Source organism: Cylindrospermum stagnale PCC 7417 (assembly GCF_000317535.1).
GTDB classification, from domain to species: Bacteria; Cyanobacteriota; Cyanobacteriia; order Cyanobacteriales; family Nostocaceae; genus Cylindrospermum; species Cylindrospermum stagnale.
Genome location: NC_019757.1, coordinates 150,790 through 168,773 on the forward strand (window position 1 = coordinate 150,790; position 17,984 = coordinate 168,773).

General features: G+C 45.0%; 13 protein-coding genes. 3 read left to right on the plus strand and 10 right to left on the minus strand.

Features of this window, described 5'->3' with window-relative positions:
* Positions 1–28: 28 nt before the first annotated feature.
* The 3 genes from CYLST_RS32925 to CYLST_RS00710 form a co-directional block, all read right to left on the minus strand.
* Positions 29–1,504, minus strand: coding sequence for an alpha/beta hydrolase (locus CYLST_RS32925; RefSeq protein WP_051056086.1), 1,476 nt, complete (start codon positions 1,502–1,504; stop codon positions 29–31).
* 291 nt (positions 1,505–1,795) lie between these two features.
* A complete protein-coding gene (gene secA / locus CYLST_RS00705) occupies positions 1,796–4,588 on the minus strand; it encodes a preprotein translocase subunit SecA (protein WP_015205788.1) in 2,793 nt (930 codons plus the stop codon).
* A gap of 328 nt (positions 4,589–4,916) precedes the next feature.
* The gene (locus CYLST_RS00710; protein ID WP_015205789.1) at positions 4,917–5,456 is read right to left on the minus strand and encodes a periplasmic protein; all 540 of its coding nucleotides are present in this window, start codon (positions 5,454–5,456) and stop codon (positions 4,917–4,919) included.
* Between the two features lie 187 nt (positions 5,457–5,643).
* Here CYLST_RS00710 and CYLST_RS00715 point away from each other — a divergent pair, with 187 nt between their 5' ends.
* A complete protein-coding gene (locus tag CYLST_RS00715; protein WP_041233356.1) occupies positions 5,644–6,963 on the plus strand; it encodes an IS4 family transposase in 1,320 nt (439 codons plus the stop codon).
* Positions 6,964–7,338: 375 nt separating this feature from the next.
* Here CYLST_RS00715 and CYLST_RS00720 read toward each other — a convergent pair whose 3' ends face one another.
* The 6 genes from CYLST_RS00720 to surE form a co-directional block, all read right to left on the minus strand.
* Entirely contained in the window at positions 7,339–9,357 is a 2,019-nt protein-coding gene (locus CYLST_RS00720) for an NACHT domain-containing protein (protein WP_015205791.1), read from the minus strand.
* Positions 9,358–9,775: 418 nt separating this feature from the next.
* Positions 9,776–10,219, minus strand: coding sequence for a hypothetical protein (locus CYLST_RS00725; RefSeq protein WP_015205792.1), 444 nt, complete (start codon positions 10,217–10,219; stop codon positions 9,776–9,778).
* Between the two features lie 35 nt (positions 10,220–10,254).
* Complete coding sequence (locus CYLST_RS00730) at positions 10,255–11,163, minus strand: AAA family ATPase (RefSeq protein ID WP_015205793.1); 909 nt, start codon at positions 11,161–11,163, stop codon at positions 10,255–10,257.
* 178 nt (positions 11,164–11,341) lie between these two features.
* On the minus strand, positions 11,342–12,430 hold the full coding sequence (locus CYLST_RS00735) for a bifunctional riboflavin kinase/FAD synthetase (protein WP_015205794.1): 1,089 nt from the start codon (positions 12,428–12,430) through the stop codon (positions 11,342–11,344).
* Positions 12,431–12,868: 438 nt separating this feature from the next.
* Positions 12,869–13,762, minus strand: coding sequence for an MBL fold metallo-hydrolase (locus CYLST_RS00740; protein WP_015205795.1), 894 nt, complete (start codon positions 13,760–13,762; stop codon positions 12,869–12,871).
* 285 nt (positions 13,763–14,047) lie between these two features.
* Positions 14,048–14,845, minus strand: coding sequence for a 5'/3'-nucleotidase SurE (gene surE / locus CYLST_RS00745; protein WP_015205796.1), 798 nt, complete (start codon positions 14,843–14,845; stop codon positions 14,048–14,050).
* Positions 14,846–15,063: 218 nt separating this feature from the next.
* Here surE and pheS point away from each other — a divergent pair, with 218 nt between their 5' ends.
* Both pheS and CYLST_RS00755 read left to right on the plus strand, forming a co-directional pair.
* Entirely contained in the window at positions 15,064–16,056 is a 993-nt protein-coding gene (pheS, locus tag CYLST_RS00750) for a phenylalanine--tRNA ligase subunit alpha (protein WP_015205797.1), read from the plus strand.
* A 126-nt stretch (positions 16,057–16,182) separates the two neighbouring features.
* Positions 16,183–16,656: a P-loop NTPase family protein gene (locus CYLST_RS00755; protein WP_015205798.1), complete on the plus strand. Its 474-nt coding sequence runs from the start codon at positions 16,183–16,185 to the stop codon at positions 16,654–16,656.
* A gap of 78 nt (positions 16,657–16,734) precedes the next feature.
* On the opposite strand, the gene CYLST_RS00760 is transcribed toward CYLST_RS00755, so the two are convergent.
* Positions 16,735–17,370: a glycine-rich domain-containing protein gene (locus CYLST_RS00760; protein WP_015205799.1), complete on the minus strand. Its 636-nt coding sequence runs from the start codon at positions 17,368–17,370 to the stop codon at positions 16,735–16,737.
* Positions 17,371–17,984 lie beyond the last annotated feature (614 nt).

Genomic DNA, 17,984 nt, shown 5'->3' on the forward strand with positions numbered 1-17,984 from the left:
TTTGCTTAGAAATTTTTAAATTATCTCTTCATGGTTGAAACAGCCAAAAGCGTAAATTGTTTAGAGTCCGAGACAGTAAACCAGCACGCTTATCAGGGGGTAGGCTATGTTTAAGCAGGTAAAATATATCGCTGAGGATTGAGCGGTTATCACTAAAGTAGGAGTGTCCTAGCAAATCTGTATTTACTTGGGAAGCATCTATACTGTCAATGCCATCAACTATAACTAGTTTTTGACCTGAGTCTCCTGCTCTTGGATAACCACCGTGGAATACCTTAGATGCCCTGAGAGCTTTATCTTGGGAAGATGCATAAAGAGTAAAGCGCTCTGCTTTTTTGTGGAACTCTTTCGCAAAATCCCGGAAAGTGTCTGCGTCTATATCAGGTGCAGCAAAGACAATGTGGCGCAAAATTGCTGCTTCCTGTGGAAGCTGAGAACGATCTAGATTGTTAATAGCTCTTGCCAAAGCACGATTACCCATACTGTGAGCGATCGCATTTACAGCACGAGCATTTGTAGCAGTTAACAGGAGGAGAAGAAATTTCTCAAGGTGGGGAATTGTCCACTCGATATTATTTTCATCAGTAGTGTAATGTAGGAAATTTGCCTCAGAAGGCCAGCTATAGAGTATTGCTTGTCCTGGAAATTTAAGATCGTAGGTAATTTGTGCGGTACGGCGTACTGCATCTTTAAAGCTAGTGTTATAGCCGTGAATAAAAACGAGCAAATCTGGTGCATCTGACTTTTTTAGCTTTTTTAGGGACTCACGAAGATCAGTGAGAAACTTGTCCTGCCCAAAAGTTTTAACATCCAAAAGCATGACGTGCCTAGTCGGATCTTCACTACGTTCAAACGTCCACAACTTGGGTCTTTCGAGATTGCCCATCCGATGATCATGGGGAATGCTCACTGTGGCAAGCCCAAATTCGAGATCACCTGTCTGGTTTCTTTTTCCACCATAAAGTTTTTTTGGTGAGGTCTTGTCTTTTTGCTTCCGATCTGTAGCGAAAAAAACAGGTATCTTTACGAAATCTTGCCTTTGACGTACATATCTTGTATATGCAACTACAGTCCTGTCGCCTACCTGTGACCCGTAAATGATGTCGTCTGTCGATACATCTAACTCGTATTTGATGCCTTTGTTGATTTCGCTGCGGAAGTTGTAGGAATCGATTTGCTTAAGTGCAGAAGCGTCTTGGATTATGCTTGCGCTAATTTGCTGCACTAACACCCGAATATCATTGGCAAATTGCGGATCTTCATTCATCGCCTTTTGTAAGTACTCCACAGCCCTGTTAAAGTCTGATGTTGAACGCTCTTCAACAGCAGTTAGCAGTGCGGTTTCAACCTCGGTGATGCCATGAAATTTCTTCCAAATCAATTGGTACAATTGTTCCATCTGGGAAGTAGCCGCTTCAGTAAAATTCCTCGCCAGTTCACTTTCTACCCCTGTAATGAACTTGCCTAAGACGAAATATACAATTTTGTCGGTTCGTTCTTCCATATTTTTTATGTCATATTCAAAAACACAACACCTGTTTTCACCATAATAGAATTTACGCATCGACAGACATCATCAGGCATGGGGTAGAGATTTTTAGGTATTAACGTTTGATTTTTCCACTCTAGAGAAAGAGCGCCACCCATCTGTTAGTAATAGCCAAAAGTCTGAAACGACCGACTTCAGTTAACACAGAGGATGTCCCATTTGTAAAGTGCATGAGTCCTACATAAAACAAAGACGCAGAAAGCGACTCTCTGCGCCTCTGCGTCTCTGCGTGAAATCTTCCCTTCTTTACACCATCTCAGATGAAGTTTGCACCACCGGCTGAGGCTGAGGCTGGAACATGAACAGCGAATAAACCACATCTCGGCGGATATTCACCATCATATCCAAGAACAACTCATAACCCTCACTCTTATACTCAATCAGCGGGTCTTTTTGACCGTAACCACGTAACCCCACCGACTCACGCAAGGCGTCCATTTGTTGCAAGTGTTCCCGCCACAAAGTATCAATGCGTTGCAAGATAAAGAAACGTTCAGCTTGGCGCATTAGTCCGGGCTGAATTTGGTCTATTTGCGCTTCCTTCATGTCGTAAGCGATTCGCACTTGTTCATGGAGAAAAGCTTTTAATTCGCTGACACCCATATCTTCTAATTGACTGGGTTGCAAGTCCGCTAACAAATAAACAAACTCCTTGACTTTTTCCACCAACTTATCTAATTCCCACTCTTCCGAGGGCAATTCTGGGTTGATGTAGAAATCAACGATGTCATCCATCGTTTTTTCGGCGTACTTGATTACCTGTTCTTTTAAGTCGTAACCTTCTAGCACCCGACGGCGTTCAGCGTAGATGGCGCGGCGTTGATTGTTCATTACCTCGTCATACTCAAACACCTGTTTACGGATGTCGTAGTAATAGGTTTCGACTTTTTTCTGTGCGCCTTCTAAACTGCGGGTGAGCATTCCTGACTCAATCGGCATATCTTCCTCGACTTGGAAGGCGTTCATTAAGCCAGCGACGCGATCGCCACCAAAGATCCGCAATAGGTTATCTTCTAAACTGAGGAAGAATCTTGTCGAACCAGGGTCACCCTGCCTTCCAGCCCTTCCCCGCAACTGGTTATCAATCCGGCGCGATTCGTGGCGTTCTGTACCAATTACGTGCAAACCGCCCAGTCCCACTACTTCTTCATGTTCGCGGACGGTGAATTCTTCATACTCATGCTTAACGCGGTTGTAAGCTGCCCGCAATCTCTTGATTACTGGGTCATCTGTTGGCGCTTTTTCGGCTGCTACTGCAACTTTATCTTCTGCTTCCAGTTCTGGTAAATTGCGATCGCCATATTCCTTGACCGCAACTTCTACCGCATCTTTCAATAGCTGTTCTGTCTCTTTTGTCAACTCCCTGGGGAAAATTTCTGGTGAAGCCCGCCAAGTTTTCACTTTCTTGCCAGGAACAAAGCCTTGTCCCCCACCATGACCACCGGGCAATCCGACGGCTTTTTGGACACCAAAGGTATCTTCATCATCTGGTCTGACAATTCGCGGCATAAAGTATTCCCGCAGCTTCAGACGCGCCATATATTCGGAGTTACCACCAAGGATAATGTCCGTTCCCCGACCAGCCATGTTAGTTGCGATCGTCACAGCCCCCCGGCGTCCTGCTTGGGCGACAATTTCCGCTTCCCGTTCCACATTTTCTGGTCGGGCGTTGAGCAATTCGTGGGGAATTTCCATCTCTTTCAAGAGTCGGCTGAGATATTCCGATTTCTCTACACTGGTGGTTCCCACGAGTACGGGTCTGCCAAGTTCGTGCATTTCGCCACATTCACTTGCGATCGCTCTCCACTTACCCGGTTCCGTCTTAAACACCATATCAGACCAGTCTTGGCGGTTTCTCACCCGGTTGGTGGGAATCACCGCCACTTCTAGTTTGTATATTTTTTCAAACTCTGGTTCTTCCGTCTTCGCTGTTCCCGTCATTCCCCCCAATTTGGGATACAGCAAAAACAGGTTTTGATAAGTAATCGTCGCTAGAGTTTGGGTTTCTGGCTGAATTTCTACATGTTCTTTAGCTTCAATAGCTTGGTGCAGTCCATCACTCCAACGTCTCCCCGGTAGCACCCGACCGGTGAATTCATCCACAATTACCACTTCCCCATTGCGGACAATATAGTTTACGTCCTTGAGGAATAATTCTTTAGCTTTAATAGCATTAAAAACAAAGTGCGCCCACGGATCTTCCGGGTCAAATAAATCTGTCACACCCAAAAGATTTTCCGCTTCCGCAAACCCTTCATCAGTTAAAAGAACGTTACGAGCTTTTTCATCTACATCGTAATGTTCCTCAGGCTTGAGTGTAAAAGCAATTTCCGCAGCTTGGAGATATTTTTCTGTCGGTCTTTCCACCTGACCAGAAATAATCAGCGGTGTCCGGGCTTCATCAATTAAAATTGAGTCAACCTCGTCAATCACGCAGTAATTAAACGGGCGTTGCACCACATCCGCCATTGATGTCGCCATGTTATCCCGCAGGTAGTCAAAGCCTATCTCGCTGTTGGTAACATAAGTAATATCACAGTCATAATTTTTCTGGCGTTCACTGGGATTCATGCTAGCTTGGATTAACCCCACGCTTAACCCCAAGAAGCGATGCACCTGTCCCATCCATTCCGCGTCCCGACGAGCTAGATAATCGTTAACGGTAATGACGTGGACACCTTTACCAGTTAAGGCATTTAAATAACTCGGTAAGGTAGCCACTAAGGTTTTACCCTCACCGGTTTTCATTTCGGCAATTTGCCCAGAGTTGAGAATCACCCCGCCTAAGAGTTGAACATCAAAGTGCCGCAACCCTAAAACCCGCTTTCCTGCTTCCCGGACTACAGCAAAAGCTTCTGGCAAGATGTCATTTAGAGGTTCACCTTTGGCAAGGCGTTGTTTAAACTCTGCGGTTTTACCTTTTAACTCTTCGTCAGAGAGAGCTTGAATATCTTCCTCTAAAAGGTTTATTTCCGTAATGTACGGTTGATATTTTTTAAGTTTACGAGCGTTGGGATCGCCCAACAGAAGTTTTAGCATGGCAAGTTATAGAACTGAATCAAGGGGGATGAGAATAAAAGGTTTGGCATTTGATTATAAACATTTAACCCAGCCCAACTGTCTAGGTTGTGGATGGGTATGAAATGAGAATTTACTCAAAAACGGCAGAAAAAGGAACCAAATCATTCACTAAAATGATTGGTTTTAACTTATATCTTATATTTGCACTCTCTTTATAGTATCATTTCACCCCCAGATGAGGCAGAGAACCCCGCCCATCCTCAAGTAGCGATTACTCACCTTGTGCAGATTGGGGCGATGAGCGATAAATTCTCTCTGGCCTCTGGCCCCTTGCCCCTTGCCTCTTCTACTGCCATTCTGGGGTAAGTTGGCGGAAATTGTAATCATTAGCGCCAATATGACAACTAACGCAACTGCCTAGTTGCACAGGACGTGTCAGCTTAACTCCAGGGTGTAAGGCTTGGAAATAACGGGATTTATCGACGCGATAGGGTGTTTCTTCGTCTTTTCGCTGGATACGGGAGAAAGTCTCTAGATACCTCCACACCAAGAGACGCGGCGGATCTACTAACGGCTTGAGTTGTGCGCCGTAGTGCTGGGAGTCTTGCAGAAGATTTTGCCAAGTTTGGCTGGGGAAAACGGCTGGTGGTAAAGCAATGTGGCAACTTGAGCAGTTTTCTATATACAGTTCTTGCCCTAGTTGGTATTGTGCCGGTACTACGTCAACAGTGCCAATAGTGGAAACGGGGTTAGCACCTTGGGCGCTGGTTGCGAGGGACAGCAGCCAGCCCATAGCCAGACTCCAAGCTAAAATTACCAAAATTAGCCCAAGGGGACGGCCTTTGAGTTGGCGTTTATTGAATTTACGCTTAACCTGATTTGACATACACCTCACACTCACAGATAGATGTCGTGCTTCTAGCTAATCATAAGGGACTTCCAAATAAAAAAAGCCCCAACTATCTCTTGTGGGGTGGGCATCCTGCCATTGGTGTCAAGTTAAGAAAAATGGATTTGTGTCAAGAGAGGGAAACCTAATGGTAGAAGTCAACACAGGGGTGTTGAAAAGAGCCATGAGTAAACCACGGAAAAAGCAAGGGAATCCAGATTTTCGCCATCGAGTCAACGTACCGGCTCCGGCAAGTGAAGAGATAGAATCAAGGTTGTTTGAGTTGGTAAGTCCAGGCACATTTACCAACCTCAAAGAAGTAAAAGATAAAGAACGGAGCTTGCGCTCACGAGTACTGACCCTACCAGTAATGGCAGCAATAGTGTTGAGTATAGTGTATAGACAAGTACAGCACTTAACAGATGTATTGCGAATCCTAGAAGTAGAAGGATTGATGTGGGTAGAGGCAACGAAAGTGAGTAAGCAAGCTTTGTCTCAAAGACTCAACAGCCTACCGGCTCATCTATTTGCCAAACTGTTAGAGCAGGTCATAGAGTGCCTAGCAGCTAAAAGGAGTGTAAGGGAATTAGCCCCAGCCTGGGCATCAGTGTCCGAGAAATTTCCCGCCATTTGGATTGGAGACGCCTCGACACTCGAAGCCATGAAAAAACACTTCGGACAACTGCAAGAAAAAACAGGTGCGGTGTTGGCAGGAAAAATGCTGATGGTGGTTGAAGCTTTCACTCACACTCCCGTGGCAGTTTGGTATGATGCCGATGCCAAACGAAATGAGACTCGTTGGTGGCAAGCACTGTTAGAACGTTTACCTTCAGGCGGTTTACTCGTAGTAGACATGGGATTTTATGGTTTTGAATGGTTTGATTCTCTGACTACAGCTAATAAGTATGTGCTGACACGCCAAAAGGAAAAGGTGAGATATAAGGTAGCACGTGTACTTTCTGACGGCTCTCACTACAAAGACGAAATTATTCAAATGGGATGGCATCACACCAACCCATGTCGCCATCCCATGCGCCAAGTTTCCGTATTGTGGGGCAAGACTTGGTATCATTACTTGACTAATGTTCTTGACCCACAACAACTTTCGGCACAGGAAGTTTGCGAATTATACCGTCGACGCTGGCGCATTGAGGATGCATTTTTATTGACTAAGCGTTTATTGGGATTGTCCTATCTGTGGGTTGGTGGCACTAATGGTGTGCAGATGCAAATATATGCTACTTGGATTTTCTACGCTGTTCTTAATGACTTGTGTGCCGATGTCGCAGTAGCTTTACAACAGCCAATTGAGCGCATTTCTGTAGAAATGGTTTTTCGCAGTTTCTATTTTTTCCACCGCGCACTTTTACGTAACCCTGGGTTACAACTTATTCCTTGGCTCGTAGAACATCATCGTTCGATGGGGTTGGTCAAAGCCGTCCGTCAACGTCACCGACGAACGGCTGCTCGGTCACTTGACATCTGGGCTGATGCCTTAACTTGACACCAATGGCGAGACGCCCACCCCACAAGACTGGGTAATTTATTTGTTGGCAGTCTCTTAGAGTTCTGAGCATGAAGTTCCGAGTTCAAAGCACGAAGTTCCGAGTTCAGAACACGAAGTTCCGAGTTCAAAGCACGAAGTTCCGAGTTCAAAGCATGAAGTTCCGAGTTCAAAGCACGAAGTTCCGAGTTCAAAGCATGAAGTTCCGAGTTCAAAGCATGAAGTTCCGAGTTCAAAGCATGAAGTTCCGAGTTCAAAGCTCGAAGTTCCGAGTTCTGGGGAGCAGAATAAAAAACTGCTAACTAATGTAGAGATGTTGCATGGAACGTCTCTACAGAATGGGTGATTTGCCGGATATGATTATGAACTACAAATTCAGGAATTATTGGACTCAGCAAAATGATCGAGGAGTTCGCGGTGCAAAAAGCGGTAACGCCCACCGACACGCAACAGCAAGCGCCTCTCGACGCAGTAGTTGAGGAATTGGGCAAGATTCCAAGGAACTCCACTCTGCCAAAGGACGAAGCGCAGGGAAAGATGCTGCACACAGGCTAGTCCACCGCCCACATTGAAGGCGAATAATAGCGCCATGAACAGTCCCGGCAACCAAAACTGAGGCAGGTTGCGAAAAAAAATACCTGGTAAATCCAGCCAGTCTTGCTTTTCTGGCAATCTCCCAGCCACTGGAATTACCATTACATAAATCACGCTGAGAGGATAACCAAAGACAGTCGTCACCAGCATATTTTGCAATGAGTTCCAGATGCCCTGGTTAGGACGCGATCGCATTTTTAATTCCTGCTTCAGCCCACCAATCAGCGCAATAATCAGCACAGTAATCAGCGCGGTAATTAGCCCAAAAATCGGCCCACCAATTAGCGCAGTAATTAGCCCAAAAATCAGCCCAAAAATCAGCCCAAAGAACGAATACTGTAAGATTTTTTGCTTCGCTGCGCGTGACCTCGAAATTTGAAACACTTCTACAGGTTCAACCTTATCCAGCCCGGAAATCAGCCCGACAATCCGCCCGGAAATCCGCCTGACAATCAGCCCGACGATCAGCCCGACAATCAGCCCGACAATCAGCCCGGAAATCAGCCCGGAAATCAGCCCGGAAATCAGCCCGATAATCAGCCTGACAATCAGCCGATAGCGCCGCCGTAACTGTTCAGACTCAATCCAACTCGGCTGGATTTGCTCAATGAGTAACTCCACCTTGTTGTTAGCTTGCAACTGCCGTGCTATCCATCTGAGAGTGCTGCGGGTTTTCTGCCAGTGGGGTTCCTCTTCCACCGTTTTGTATGCCCAGCCCTGTTTCAGGTCTTGCCGGCGATCTTGCTCACGGGTATCTTTGGACAACTGGCGATCAATGTACTTCTCTAACAAGTCTGCTTTGCTGCTAATGGGCTGCTGTGGGTTGTACACATCGGCGGTCAATTTGACGAACAGAGGCACTCTCAACAAGCCTGGATCACCTTCTGGGGTCGGTTCTAGCAGGGTTTGCAGATTAGGATTTGTCTGAATCGCTGACCATAACTCTGGGCGTTTCAGGCTGTGGAGATAATTCTGAATTTGTATGTCAGATAACGGCTGAAGACACACCGCACCTCTGAGGGTGTTTAGCTTCTGGTTTGCGGCTTCAAATTCCTTGATTCGACAGCAAACCACCACTTGCGGATAGTGCTTTGCAAATTCATTTAGCTTGATGGTGCATTTTTTCTGTCTTTCTAACCCCAGTTCATCTAACCCATCCAGCAGAGGTAATAACACCCTTTTTTCTAACCAGCGTTCATAAATTTGATATTTGCGGTTTCCCCCGTGTAGTTCATAAAGTTGCTCTATCAGCCATTTTTCAATGCTTTGGTTGTCATCGCGCCAGGTGGAAAGCTCAAAGATAACGGGAATTACGGTTTTGGGATTTGCGATCGCACCACACACTAATTCTTCTGCTAAACTCAACAGCGCGGTTGTTTTCCCTGCTCCCGGCGCTCCTAAAATCAGCAGTTTTCCTTTAATATCATCCCGTCCAAATGTCTCAATTAGAAGTTTATTTGCATCCAGGGTTCCGTAATCTTGTCCATTAATCTGCAATGTTCGACTTACCCAAGATGGCTGTTCTTCAAGGGAGACATTCAGAGAAAGGTGTTTCTGTCCCAAGGTATCAGCCAAGCGTTGACGGATATCAGGTAACTGCTTTTTTTCTAGTAACAACTTTCCCCAATCCCAGTCAACTTGCCGTGGCTCTGAATTACCAAAAAGCCGCAGGATAATGTTATTAATGGTGACTTGATTCTTTTGGCTATTCTGAAAGCTGACTGTATCTCGCCCTGCTTGAGTTTGCTGAACTGCACTATTTTCAAGTGAGCTATTGTCAATATTCTGATTTTGCCCCATCACCCACACCCACAAGAAATAGCACCAGATGTCTTTTATCAGCGGAGAAAGAAAGACCTAACCCCCCAGCCCCCTTCCCTACCTCTCCCTAACCCTCTCCTAAGAGGAGCTACGGTGTACACCAAGGTATCCGATTACCCAAAAGTCCTCCAAAACCTCACCCTGGTTGTGCTACGCAAAACCTTTCCCTCTCCTTGTGAAGGAGAGGGATGTCCGTCAGGACAGGGTGAGGTTTTTTCCTCTGTTCGGTAAAGCATAAATTGCATTCAGAGAGACTTGTGTGTACACCGTAGCCTAAGAGGAGAGGGGAAAGGAAAAACTTTTGTTGCTGGAATGGGGAGTAAGATTCAAAGCCTCTCTCCTCCTAGGAGAGAGGTCAAAGCGTACTGCATCCAAACGAGAACCGCTATAAATATTTCTACATTACGAGCAATTTGGCTGCGACTCCTAGCCAAGGTGCGATCGCCCCAAAAACTTCCTGTCCGGTTTGCCACAAGCTCTTTCCTGCTTCTGTGGTGTCTTTCATGGTTTGGAGCGTTTCACTGACTGGTTTCAGGTATTGCCCCACCATGTCTTTGTTCACACCTTCTTTAGCTGCTTCGCGCTTGGCAGGTCGCAAATAGTCCAACAGTTCATCTTTTTCATCTTGAGTTAGTGTTGCGGCTTTAACGGCTATTTCTAGATTTTCTAATTGCTTAACTACATCGGTATTAGTGATTTGCTGCTGTGTTTCCAGGTTTCCTGATTGACTTTGCTGGACATCACGCCCTGCTTGTGTTTGTTGAATCAAACCACCAGTCGCTGTTACACCACTCATACTTTGCGATTGGCTTGGTTGTTCTGGCTGCTTTTTACCAAACATAGATTTTTCCTGGTGAGAGATTCTTTTTTATATTTTTAAGGGATGGGTTGCGATCGCAATATTCGTTCTACAATAGTTCTCGCATTCCTTCCCCCTCTAGGAATAAGACGATGACAGAGAACGTGAGGAACAAGTAATTTCACATCATCAGGAATGGCATAATCACGCCCCGACAAAAAAGCCAGCGCTTGGCTAGCCTTTTGTAGTGCCAAAGTACCACGGGGACTAACACCCAAAGTGATTTCTTCATCTTCCCTTGTAGCCCGCACCAAGTCCAAAATGTATTGTTGCAAAACAGTTTCAACTTTTACCTGGGAACACATTTTGCGTAATTCTGCTACTTCTGCCAAAGTAATACAAGGTTGCAAATCATCAACCTTGATACCCTTTTGCAGACTTTGCAGCATTTGCAATTCTTCTGTTTCTGAAGGATAGCCCAAACTCAAAGACAGCATAAACCGATCCATTTGTGCTTCTGGTAAGGGAAAAGTACCTTGGTACTCAATGGGGTTCTGAGTCGCAATCACAAAGAAAGGCTGAGGAACCGCACGAGAAACACCATCAACTGTTACCTGATGCTCTTCCATCACTTCCAACAAAGCTGACTGGGTGCGGGGTGTAGCGCGGTTAATTTCGTCAGCTAGCAGCACATTGGCAAATACTGGCCCAGGCATAAAGCTAAATTCGCCGCTTTTGGGGTTCCAGATGTTAGTGCCGGTGATATCTGTGGGTAGTAAGTCGGGGGTACATTGTAGCCGTTGAAACTTGCCATCCACAGAACGGGCTAAAGATTTAGCGAGGAGGGTTTTGCCCACACCAGGGACATCTTCTAGCAAAGCATGACCGCCACCAAGTAAGGCAACTAGCACTAAGCGTATAGCCTCGCTTTTACCAACGATGGTACGAGCTAGATTTTGTGTTAAAGCGTCAATTTTTTCTCTCATGCACTACGGAAAGAGGTAATGGGTGATGGGTAATGGGTAATGGGTGATAGGTGATGGGTGATGAGTAATGGGTGATGATTGATGGGTAAATAGTCGTTTACCAATTACCAATTACCAATTACCAATTACCCATTACCAATTACCCATATATACATTGTTCCCAATTACTTTTCCGAACTCAGGGTTCAGCAGTTAAAACTTGTTTAGCTACAGTGCAATCAAGTTGAATTTGGGTTTTCAAGGCTTCTAGAGAAGGAAATTTTTGTTCGGGGCGCAAAAATTCTACTAGCTGTACGGTCAGCGTTTGTCCGTACAAATCACCGACCCAATCTAGCAAATGTACTTCTACAGATGAATTAGTACCATCGACTGTGGGGCGGTTGCCGATATTCATCACGCCTAAACGCTGAGTAGCTGCATTTGCTGTCTCACTGTGGGTGAAAACCCGGACGGCGTAAACTCCTTGACGGGGTACAAACTTGTCTTTTGGTAGTTGGAGGTTGGCGGTAGGAAAGCCAATGGTTCTGCCGAGTTGTTGACCTTGCACTACTATACCTGTGAGGGTGTAAGGGCGTCCTAGTAGGAGGGTTGCCTGTGGAATGCCGCCCCTTTCCAGAGTTTCGCGAATTAATGAAGTACTAATACGACCATCAGTCGGCTTACCGTTGACGCAACCGCTTTCTATGGGCAAGTCATTTGTATAAGTTTCTAAGGGAACGATCGTCACGGGGATATCATAGTTGGCGGCGAGTAATTGCAAATCTTGGGCGGTACCTAGGCGCTTTTTGCCAAAACAAAAATCCTGCCCGACGCTAATGCGTTGACATTGGAGTTGTTGCACGAGAATTTTTTCGACAAAATCTTCGGGAGATAAAGCGGATAATTCTTTGTCGAAGGGTAGTAGTACTAGTTGTTCTACCCCAAGCGATCGCAATTGTTGCACTTTTTCATCGAGTGGAGTTAACAAAGAACGGGGTTGTCCCGTAAAAAACTCCTGTGGATGGGGATGAAAGGTAACAACTGTTGAGTGTATATGTTCGGTTGCTGATGCTAGGGAGTTCTCCCCATCGGGTGAGTGTTCTGGTAAATTCTCCCCATTACCCCTTCTCTCTTCACCCCTGGCTGGCTGCAAAACTGGTTGAATTACTCTTTGATGACCAAGATGGACACCATCAAATTTGCCAAGAGCAACAGCAGTTGGTGTTAGCAGCCCTTCAGTCGAAGAAGCAACCCACACAGAACACCCATTTTGAGACAAATTTAGCACGTGGATTCTGGGATTTTAGGTTTATTTTAGCTATCAGCGGTCGGCTACCCTGTGATCGGCAACCACCTCTGACTCCACCAAGCACGCAGCTTATGGGTGTTTATTTCACCCCTTTTAGCTATCAGCCAAAAGTCTACACTGGTTCAAGTCGCTTGATTGGGCTGCTTCTGCTATTAGCTTGACCGCTAATTGCCGAGTCTATAGGACTCAACACACCAAAGCCGAAAAGGCTCTCTTTTGACTCATCAGGCTGAGGTTAGGTTTTAGCATACCATCAGCCACTGGTCGAGGGCATCTTGTGGCTTCTGTGCTCTTAAGAGTCAACCCATAAAGCGCATCCGACCGTTGTCGCCGCGTACTCAACAGGTATGCTCTCACGCAAAAGACCTGCTAATCACCAATCTAATCTAAAATCCATCATCCCTCCGACAGCAATCTTTATAGGGATTGGCCGACAGTTCTAGGTTCTGATAAAGAAACTGAGACTGGAACCTGAAGTACTAATCCTTCCCGTGCCATAATTGCACCAGGAAATTTCTCAAATACTTCTTCCCCTACACGATCAAGAAAATCATCATTGTGGGCGGGGTCGTGGTGATAAATTACCAGAGTTTTGACATTAGCAGCTTTTGCTACTTTCACCGCTTCTTGCCAAGTAGAATGTCCCCAGCCAATTCTCGGTGTTTTCGGGTTGTGGTATTCCTCGTCTGTATAGGTGGAATCGTAAATTAGCACGTCGGCATTGCGAGATAACCACAAGACGGTTTCATCTAAGCGATCAGGAAAATGTTCTGTATCGGTAATGTAAACAGCAGCACCGCCACGCCAGTTAACTCGATAGCCTATGGCTTCACCCGGATGGTTTAAACGTGCCGTTTCTATGACGATGTCATCGATCTGTATCGGTTCCCCCGCCCCAATGTCGTAAAACTTCATGTTGGCCTCCATAATCTGCAAAGGCACAGGGAAGTTGGGGTGGAGCATCTGGTCATTCAGCCGCTGTTCTATAGTGGAACCATCCGGAGCGATCGCACCATAAATATGAAAGTTATTCCCCTTGACAAACCCAGGGTTAAAGAAGGGAAACCCTTGCATGTGATCCCAGTGGGAGTGTGTGAAGAAAATATGAGCTTCTAGCGGCATTTGGCGCAATAAAGATTGCCCCAAAACATGCAGTCCTGTACCAGCATCAAAAATTAAGCGTTTACCGCCCACTTGCATCTCTACGCAAGGAGTATTACCACCGTAACGGACGGTGTGTGGCCCTGGACTGGGGATGCTGCCGCGAACGCCCCAAAATTGCACAGTAAATTGATTCTCTATCCTAGACATTGGTGTTGTTTGCTGGACTGAGCGGGCGATAAATCACAAAAATGTTACTTATTTTGTTAAGTTTATGCTGTCCTACCACCTTTGGTAGAGGGGATTTGTTGGTAAAATCCCATATCCTGTTTAAGGTTAGTGTGATAGACATCAATAACGTACTGCTTGGCAGAAGACTCAATTTTAGTGGGCTGATGTTTACAGTCTTTTTCAATCTTAGTTCCTACTTTATAGCCTAAATTTGGCAGTGATGCATTTAACTAATCACAGATATTGTCCTGCGAGTCAAATAATTTACGGAAACTGGAAGTCCCATCCTGACAGTTGCTCTAGTGCATTTCCATAGGTGAGATTGTATTGCAGTGGTGTGATACTGATGTAATTTTTCCGAATTACATGGACGTCAAACGGGATATTTGGCGGCAGATTTAACCCTGTTGGTTGTTCAACATCCTCTAAGACTTCTCCAGTTAACCAGTAGTAGGTTTTGCCCCTAGGATCAACTCGCTTGTCGAAAACATCAATGTAGCGCCGCACTCCCTGACGGGTGAGAGTGACGCCAGCAATATCTTCCGATTTGATTGCCGGAATATTGACATTGAGCAACATCAAATCTGGTAGAGGTTTTACTGCTAGTTGTGCGACCAAAATTTGGGCAAACTTGGCAGCAGGTTGAAAGTCTTTGTAAGTGTGACTCGTTAAACTGAGGGCGATGCTGGGTATACCTTCAATCATGCCTTCCATTGCCGCCGAAACTGTGCCTGAGTAGAGAATTTCTGTTCCCAAATTCGCCCCTTGATTAATGCCAGAGAGCACTAAGTCGGGGGGAGACTCTAACAAAGCCCACAGCGCCAATTTCACACAATCTGAGGGAGTGCCATCACAAGCCCAAGCTTTGACAGCATGATGAAAAACTGACTCGACAATTTCGGCGCGAATTGGTTGGTGTAAGGTTAGTCCATGTCCAGTTGCCGATCGCTCCCGATCTGGACAAACTACAGTTACATCATGACCCACTTCTGCCAAGCAATTGGCTAGGGCACGGATACCTAAGGCAGAAATGCCGTCATCGTTGCTAATTAGTAATTTCATTAGTCATTAGTCATTAGTCATTAGTCATTAGTCATTAGTCATTAGTCAAGGGTGGATTGTCAGTGTCTCTGGTCACAACCACAAAACAAATTACCACGCTAAACAGGTAAAAAAAGAAGTCGTTTAGTTTATTAATGGCATAAAAAACAGGTGATTTGTTATCCAGTTCACAGGTTTGGACTATAGACTATAGACTAATGACTCTTGACTAATGACTAATGACTAGCAATTTAGAGGCTCAACTTTTAGCACTGCGGCAGGAAGGAGAAAAAGCGATCGCCGCCGCCGATACCCTAGAACGCCTAGAAGAACTCAGAGTCAACTATCTGGGTAAAAAGGGGCAACTGGGAGCGCTGTTGCGAAGCATGGGGCAGATGAGTGCGGAGGAACGACCGAAAATTGGAGCGATCGCTAATACAGTCAAAGAAGCCTTGCAAGCCAGCCTTGACCAGCAACGCGCCGCTTTAGAATCCGCTCAAATTCAGGCACAGCTTGAGGCAGAAACAATCGATGTGACAATGCCGGGAATTTACCGACCCCAAGGTCGCATCCATCCCCTCAACGGCATTATCGATCGCGCTTTAGATATCTTTGTCGGTATGGGTTACACCGTGGCTCAAGGGCCAGAAATGGAAACAGATTACTACAATTTTGAAGCTCTCAATACCCCACCTGACCACCCCGCCCGTGATATGCAGGATACTTTTTACCTGCCAGATGGTAATTTGCTCCGGACTCATACTTCCTCAGTGCAAATTCGTTACATGGAAAAAGAGGAACCACCTATCCGGGTTATTGCCCCAGGGCGAGTTTATCGGCGAGATAATGTCGACGCCACCCACTCAGCAGTTTTCCATCAAATAGAATTGTTAGCAATTGATGAAGGACTGACTTTTACAGACCTCAAAGGCACAATTAAGGTATTTTTGCAAGCAATGTTTGGCGACTTGCCAATTCGCTTTCGTGCCAGTTATTTCCCATTTACTGAACCTTCCGCAGAGGTAGATTTGCAGTGGAATGGCCGCTGGTTAGAAGTTATGGGTTGCGGTATGGTCGATCCAAATGTGCTTAAATCTGTGGGTTACGATCCAGAAGTTTATACTGGATTTGCCGCCGGTTTTGGTGTCGAACGCTTTGCAATGGTGTTACACCAAATCGATGATATTCGCCGTTTATACAATAGCGATTTGCGCTTTTTGCGGCAGTTTTAACGTAGGAATAGAATTCGCAACTCTTAGTCCGCGTAGGCGGACTTTGTTTGTGTAGCCGCGAATTCTATTCGCCAGGACTAAAATTAAACGCCCGACAGATATTTATTATCAAAACATTACAATACAATGCATCGATTTCTAATATTTGGTAATTCCGGTTCTGGAAAAAGCACTCTGGCAAATAAACTTGGACAAGATTTGAATATTCCTGTTCTCGATCTCGATACTATTGTCTGGGAACCAAACAAAATCGCCATCCGGCGTCCTCACAGCGATGCTGAGAATGACCTGCGAAACTTTATAAAAAATAATCCTTCTTGGATAATTGAAGGTTGTTATAGTACGCTAATTAAAATTGCTATTGAATTCTCAACCGAAATCTATTTCCTAAATCCTGGCGTGAATCAGTGTCTTGAAAATAACCGCAATCGTCCTTGGGAACCACACAAATTCAAATCACCAGAGGAGCAAGCACAAACTTTTGAGTTTCTCCAAAATTGGATTCAAGAATATGAAAAACGCGATGATGAATTTGGTTATTCATCCCATCGCTTAATATTTCAGGAATTTCATGGCAAAAAGCAAGAAATTATCGCGTAGTTCTAATTTCGGCAATGATCACAATGTTCACAACTCCAATTTGCCGCAATTTTTGGTAATTTGAATGATATTACTTTTTTAGTTCTTTTTTAGAACTACCTTTTTTCCAGCTTGCAAATAAGCAGCTAAAGCTTCAAGCTCTGGTGTTGGTTTACTATTGAAGGATTTAGCTTTGCGACGCTGGTTTAAAAGTTCTTCACTATAACGTGTTGGATATTCAACAAACCACTTGAGCAAAGTTTCAGCACCTAATTTGTCATAAATTACAGCATATTGTTGAAGCATTTCTTGATTATGCTTCTCCATTGCCAGCACAGGGTCTTCTTCTTGGAGTCTCCTGATTTCATCCTTCTCACGTTGAGTGGTAGGCAAATGATGAATATATTGATCAAAGTATTTCAAACAATAATCAGTGTACTCAGGTGTAAAAACAATGAAGGTATGCCACATTTCGTCAATAGCAAAAAACGCTTCTGTCATTGATAACTCTTCAATGTCTGGTTGAGCGCATAACCAAAGCCATTTTTTGGTTTCTACAAAGATATCATTTGCTTCTCCAAAGCTGATATCATAGGTGTTGATAAATCGATAGATAACTTCCTCATTTTGATAGCTGATTGCTTCATCAAGAGAGCAGAGTTTAACCGTTGGCAATAAAGAGTTTGAGTTGGAGTTTGAAATAGATTGAGGATGGATTGTATTTAAGTTAGCCATTTTCTTCTCTCCTAAAATCCTAAATTAGTGAAAGGCATAGCCACTTATCGCGAACAAAAATAAGTGGCTAAGTTAAAACTAATTCAGTAATGACAATGCACTAAAACTCAATGCCTGCGTCCGCCGCATCCCCGGCCGCCGCATCCCCGGCCGCCGCATCCCCGGCCGCCGCATCCCCGGCCGCCGCATCCCCGGCCGCCGCATCCCCGGCCGCCGCATCCCCGGCCGCCGCATCCCCCACGTCTACCACCAGTTATTTGCAACAAGTCTTCTAAGGACAGTTCAATAACTTCGTTGGGGGAAGATTCACTCTGGTGCTTGGAAGTAGAAATAGCAGTTTGACGATCTTGATTATCTTGAAGCATAGTTATCTACTCCTTGATAGAGTGTTGAAAATCAGTCAAAGTTATTAATTATGTGGTTACCACCTAATGATATTTTGTAGGTAACCACCTCATAATCAAAGGTTAGGCATTGTTTGTTTTAAATTCATAACTCTGATGGTAGAAATAAAACAGATAATAATGCTTCTTTTGGTAGATATTAAATTGTTGATCTTTTGGGTTTTCACTACCTTATGACTTAGGCATCAAGTAGGAAATGTAGAGGTAATT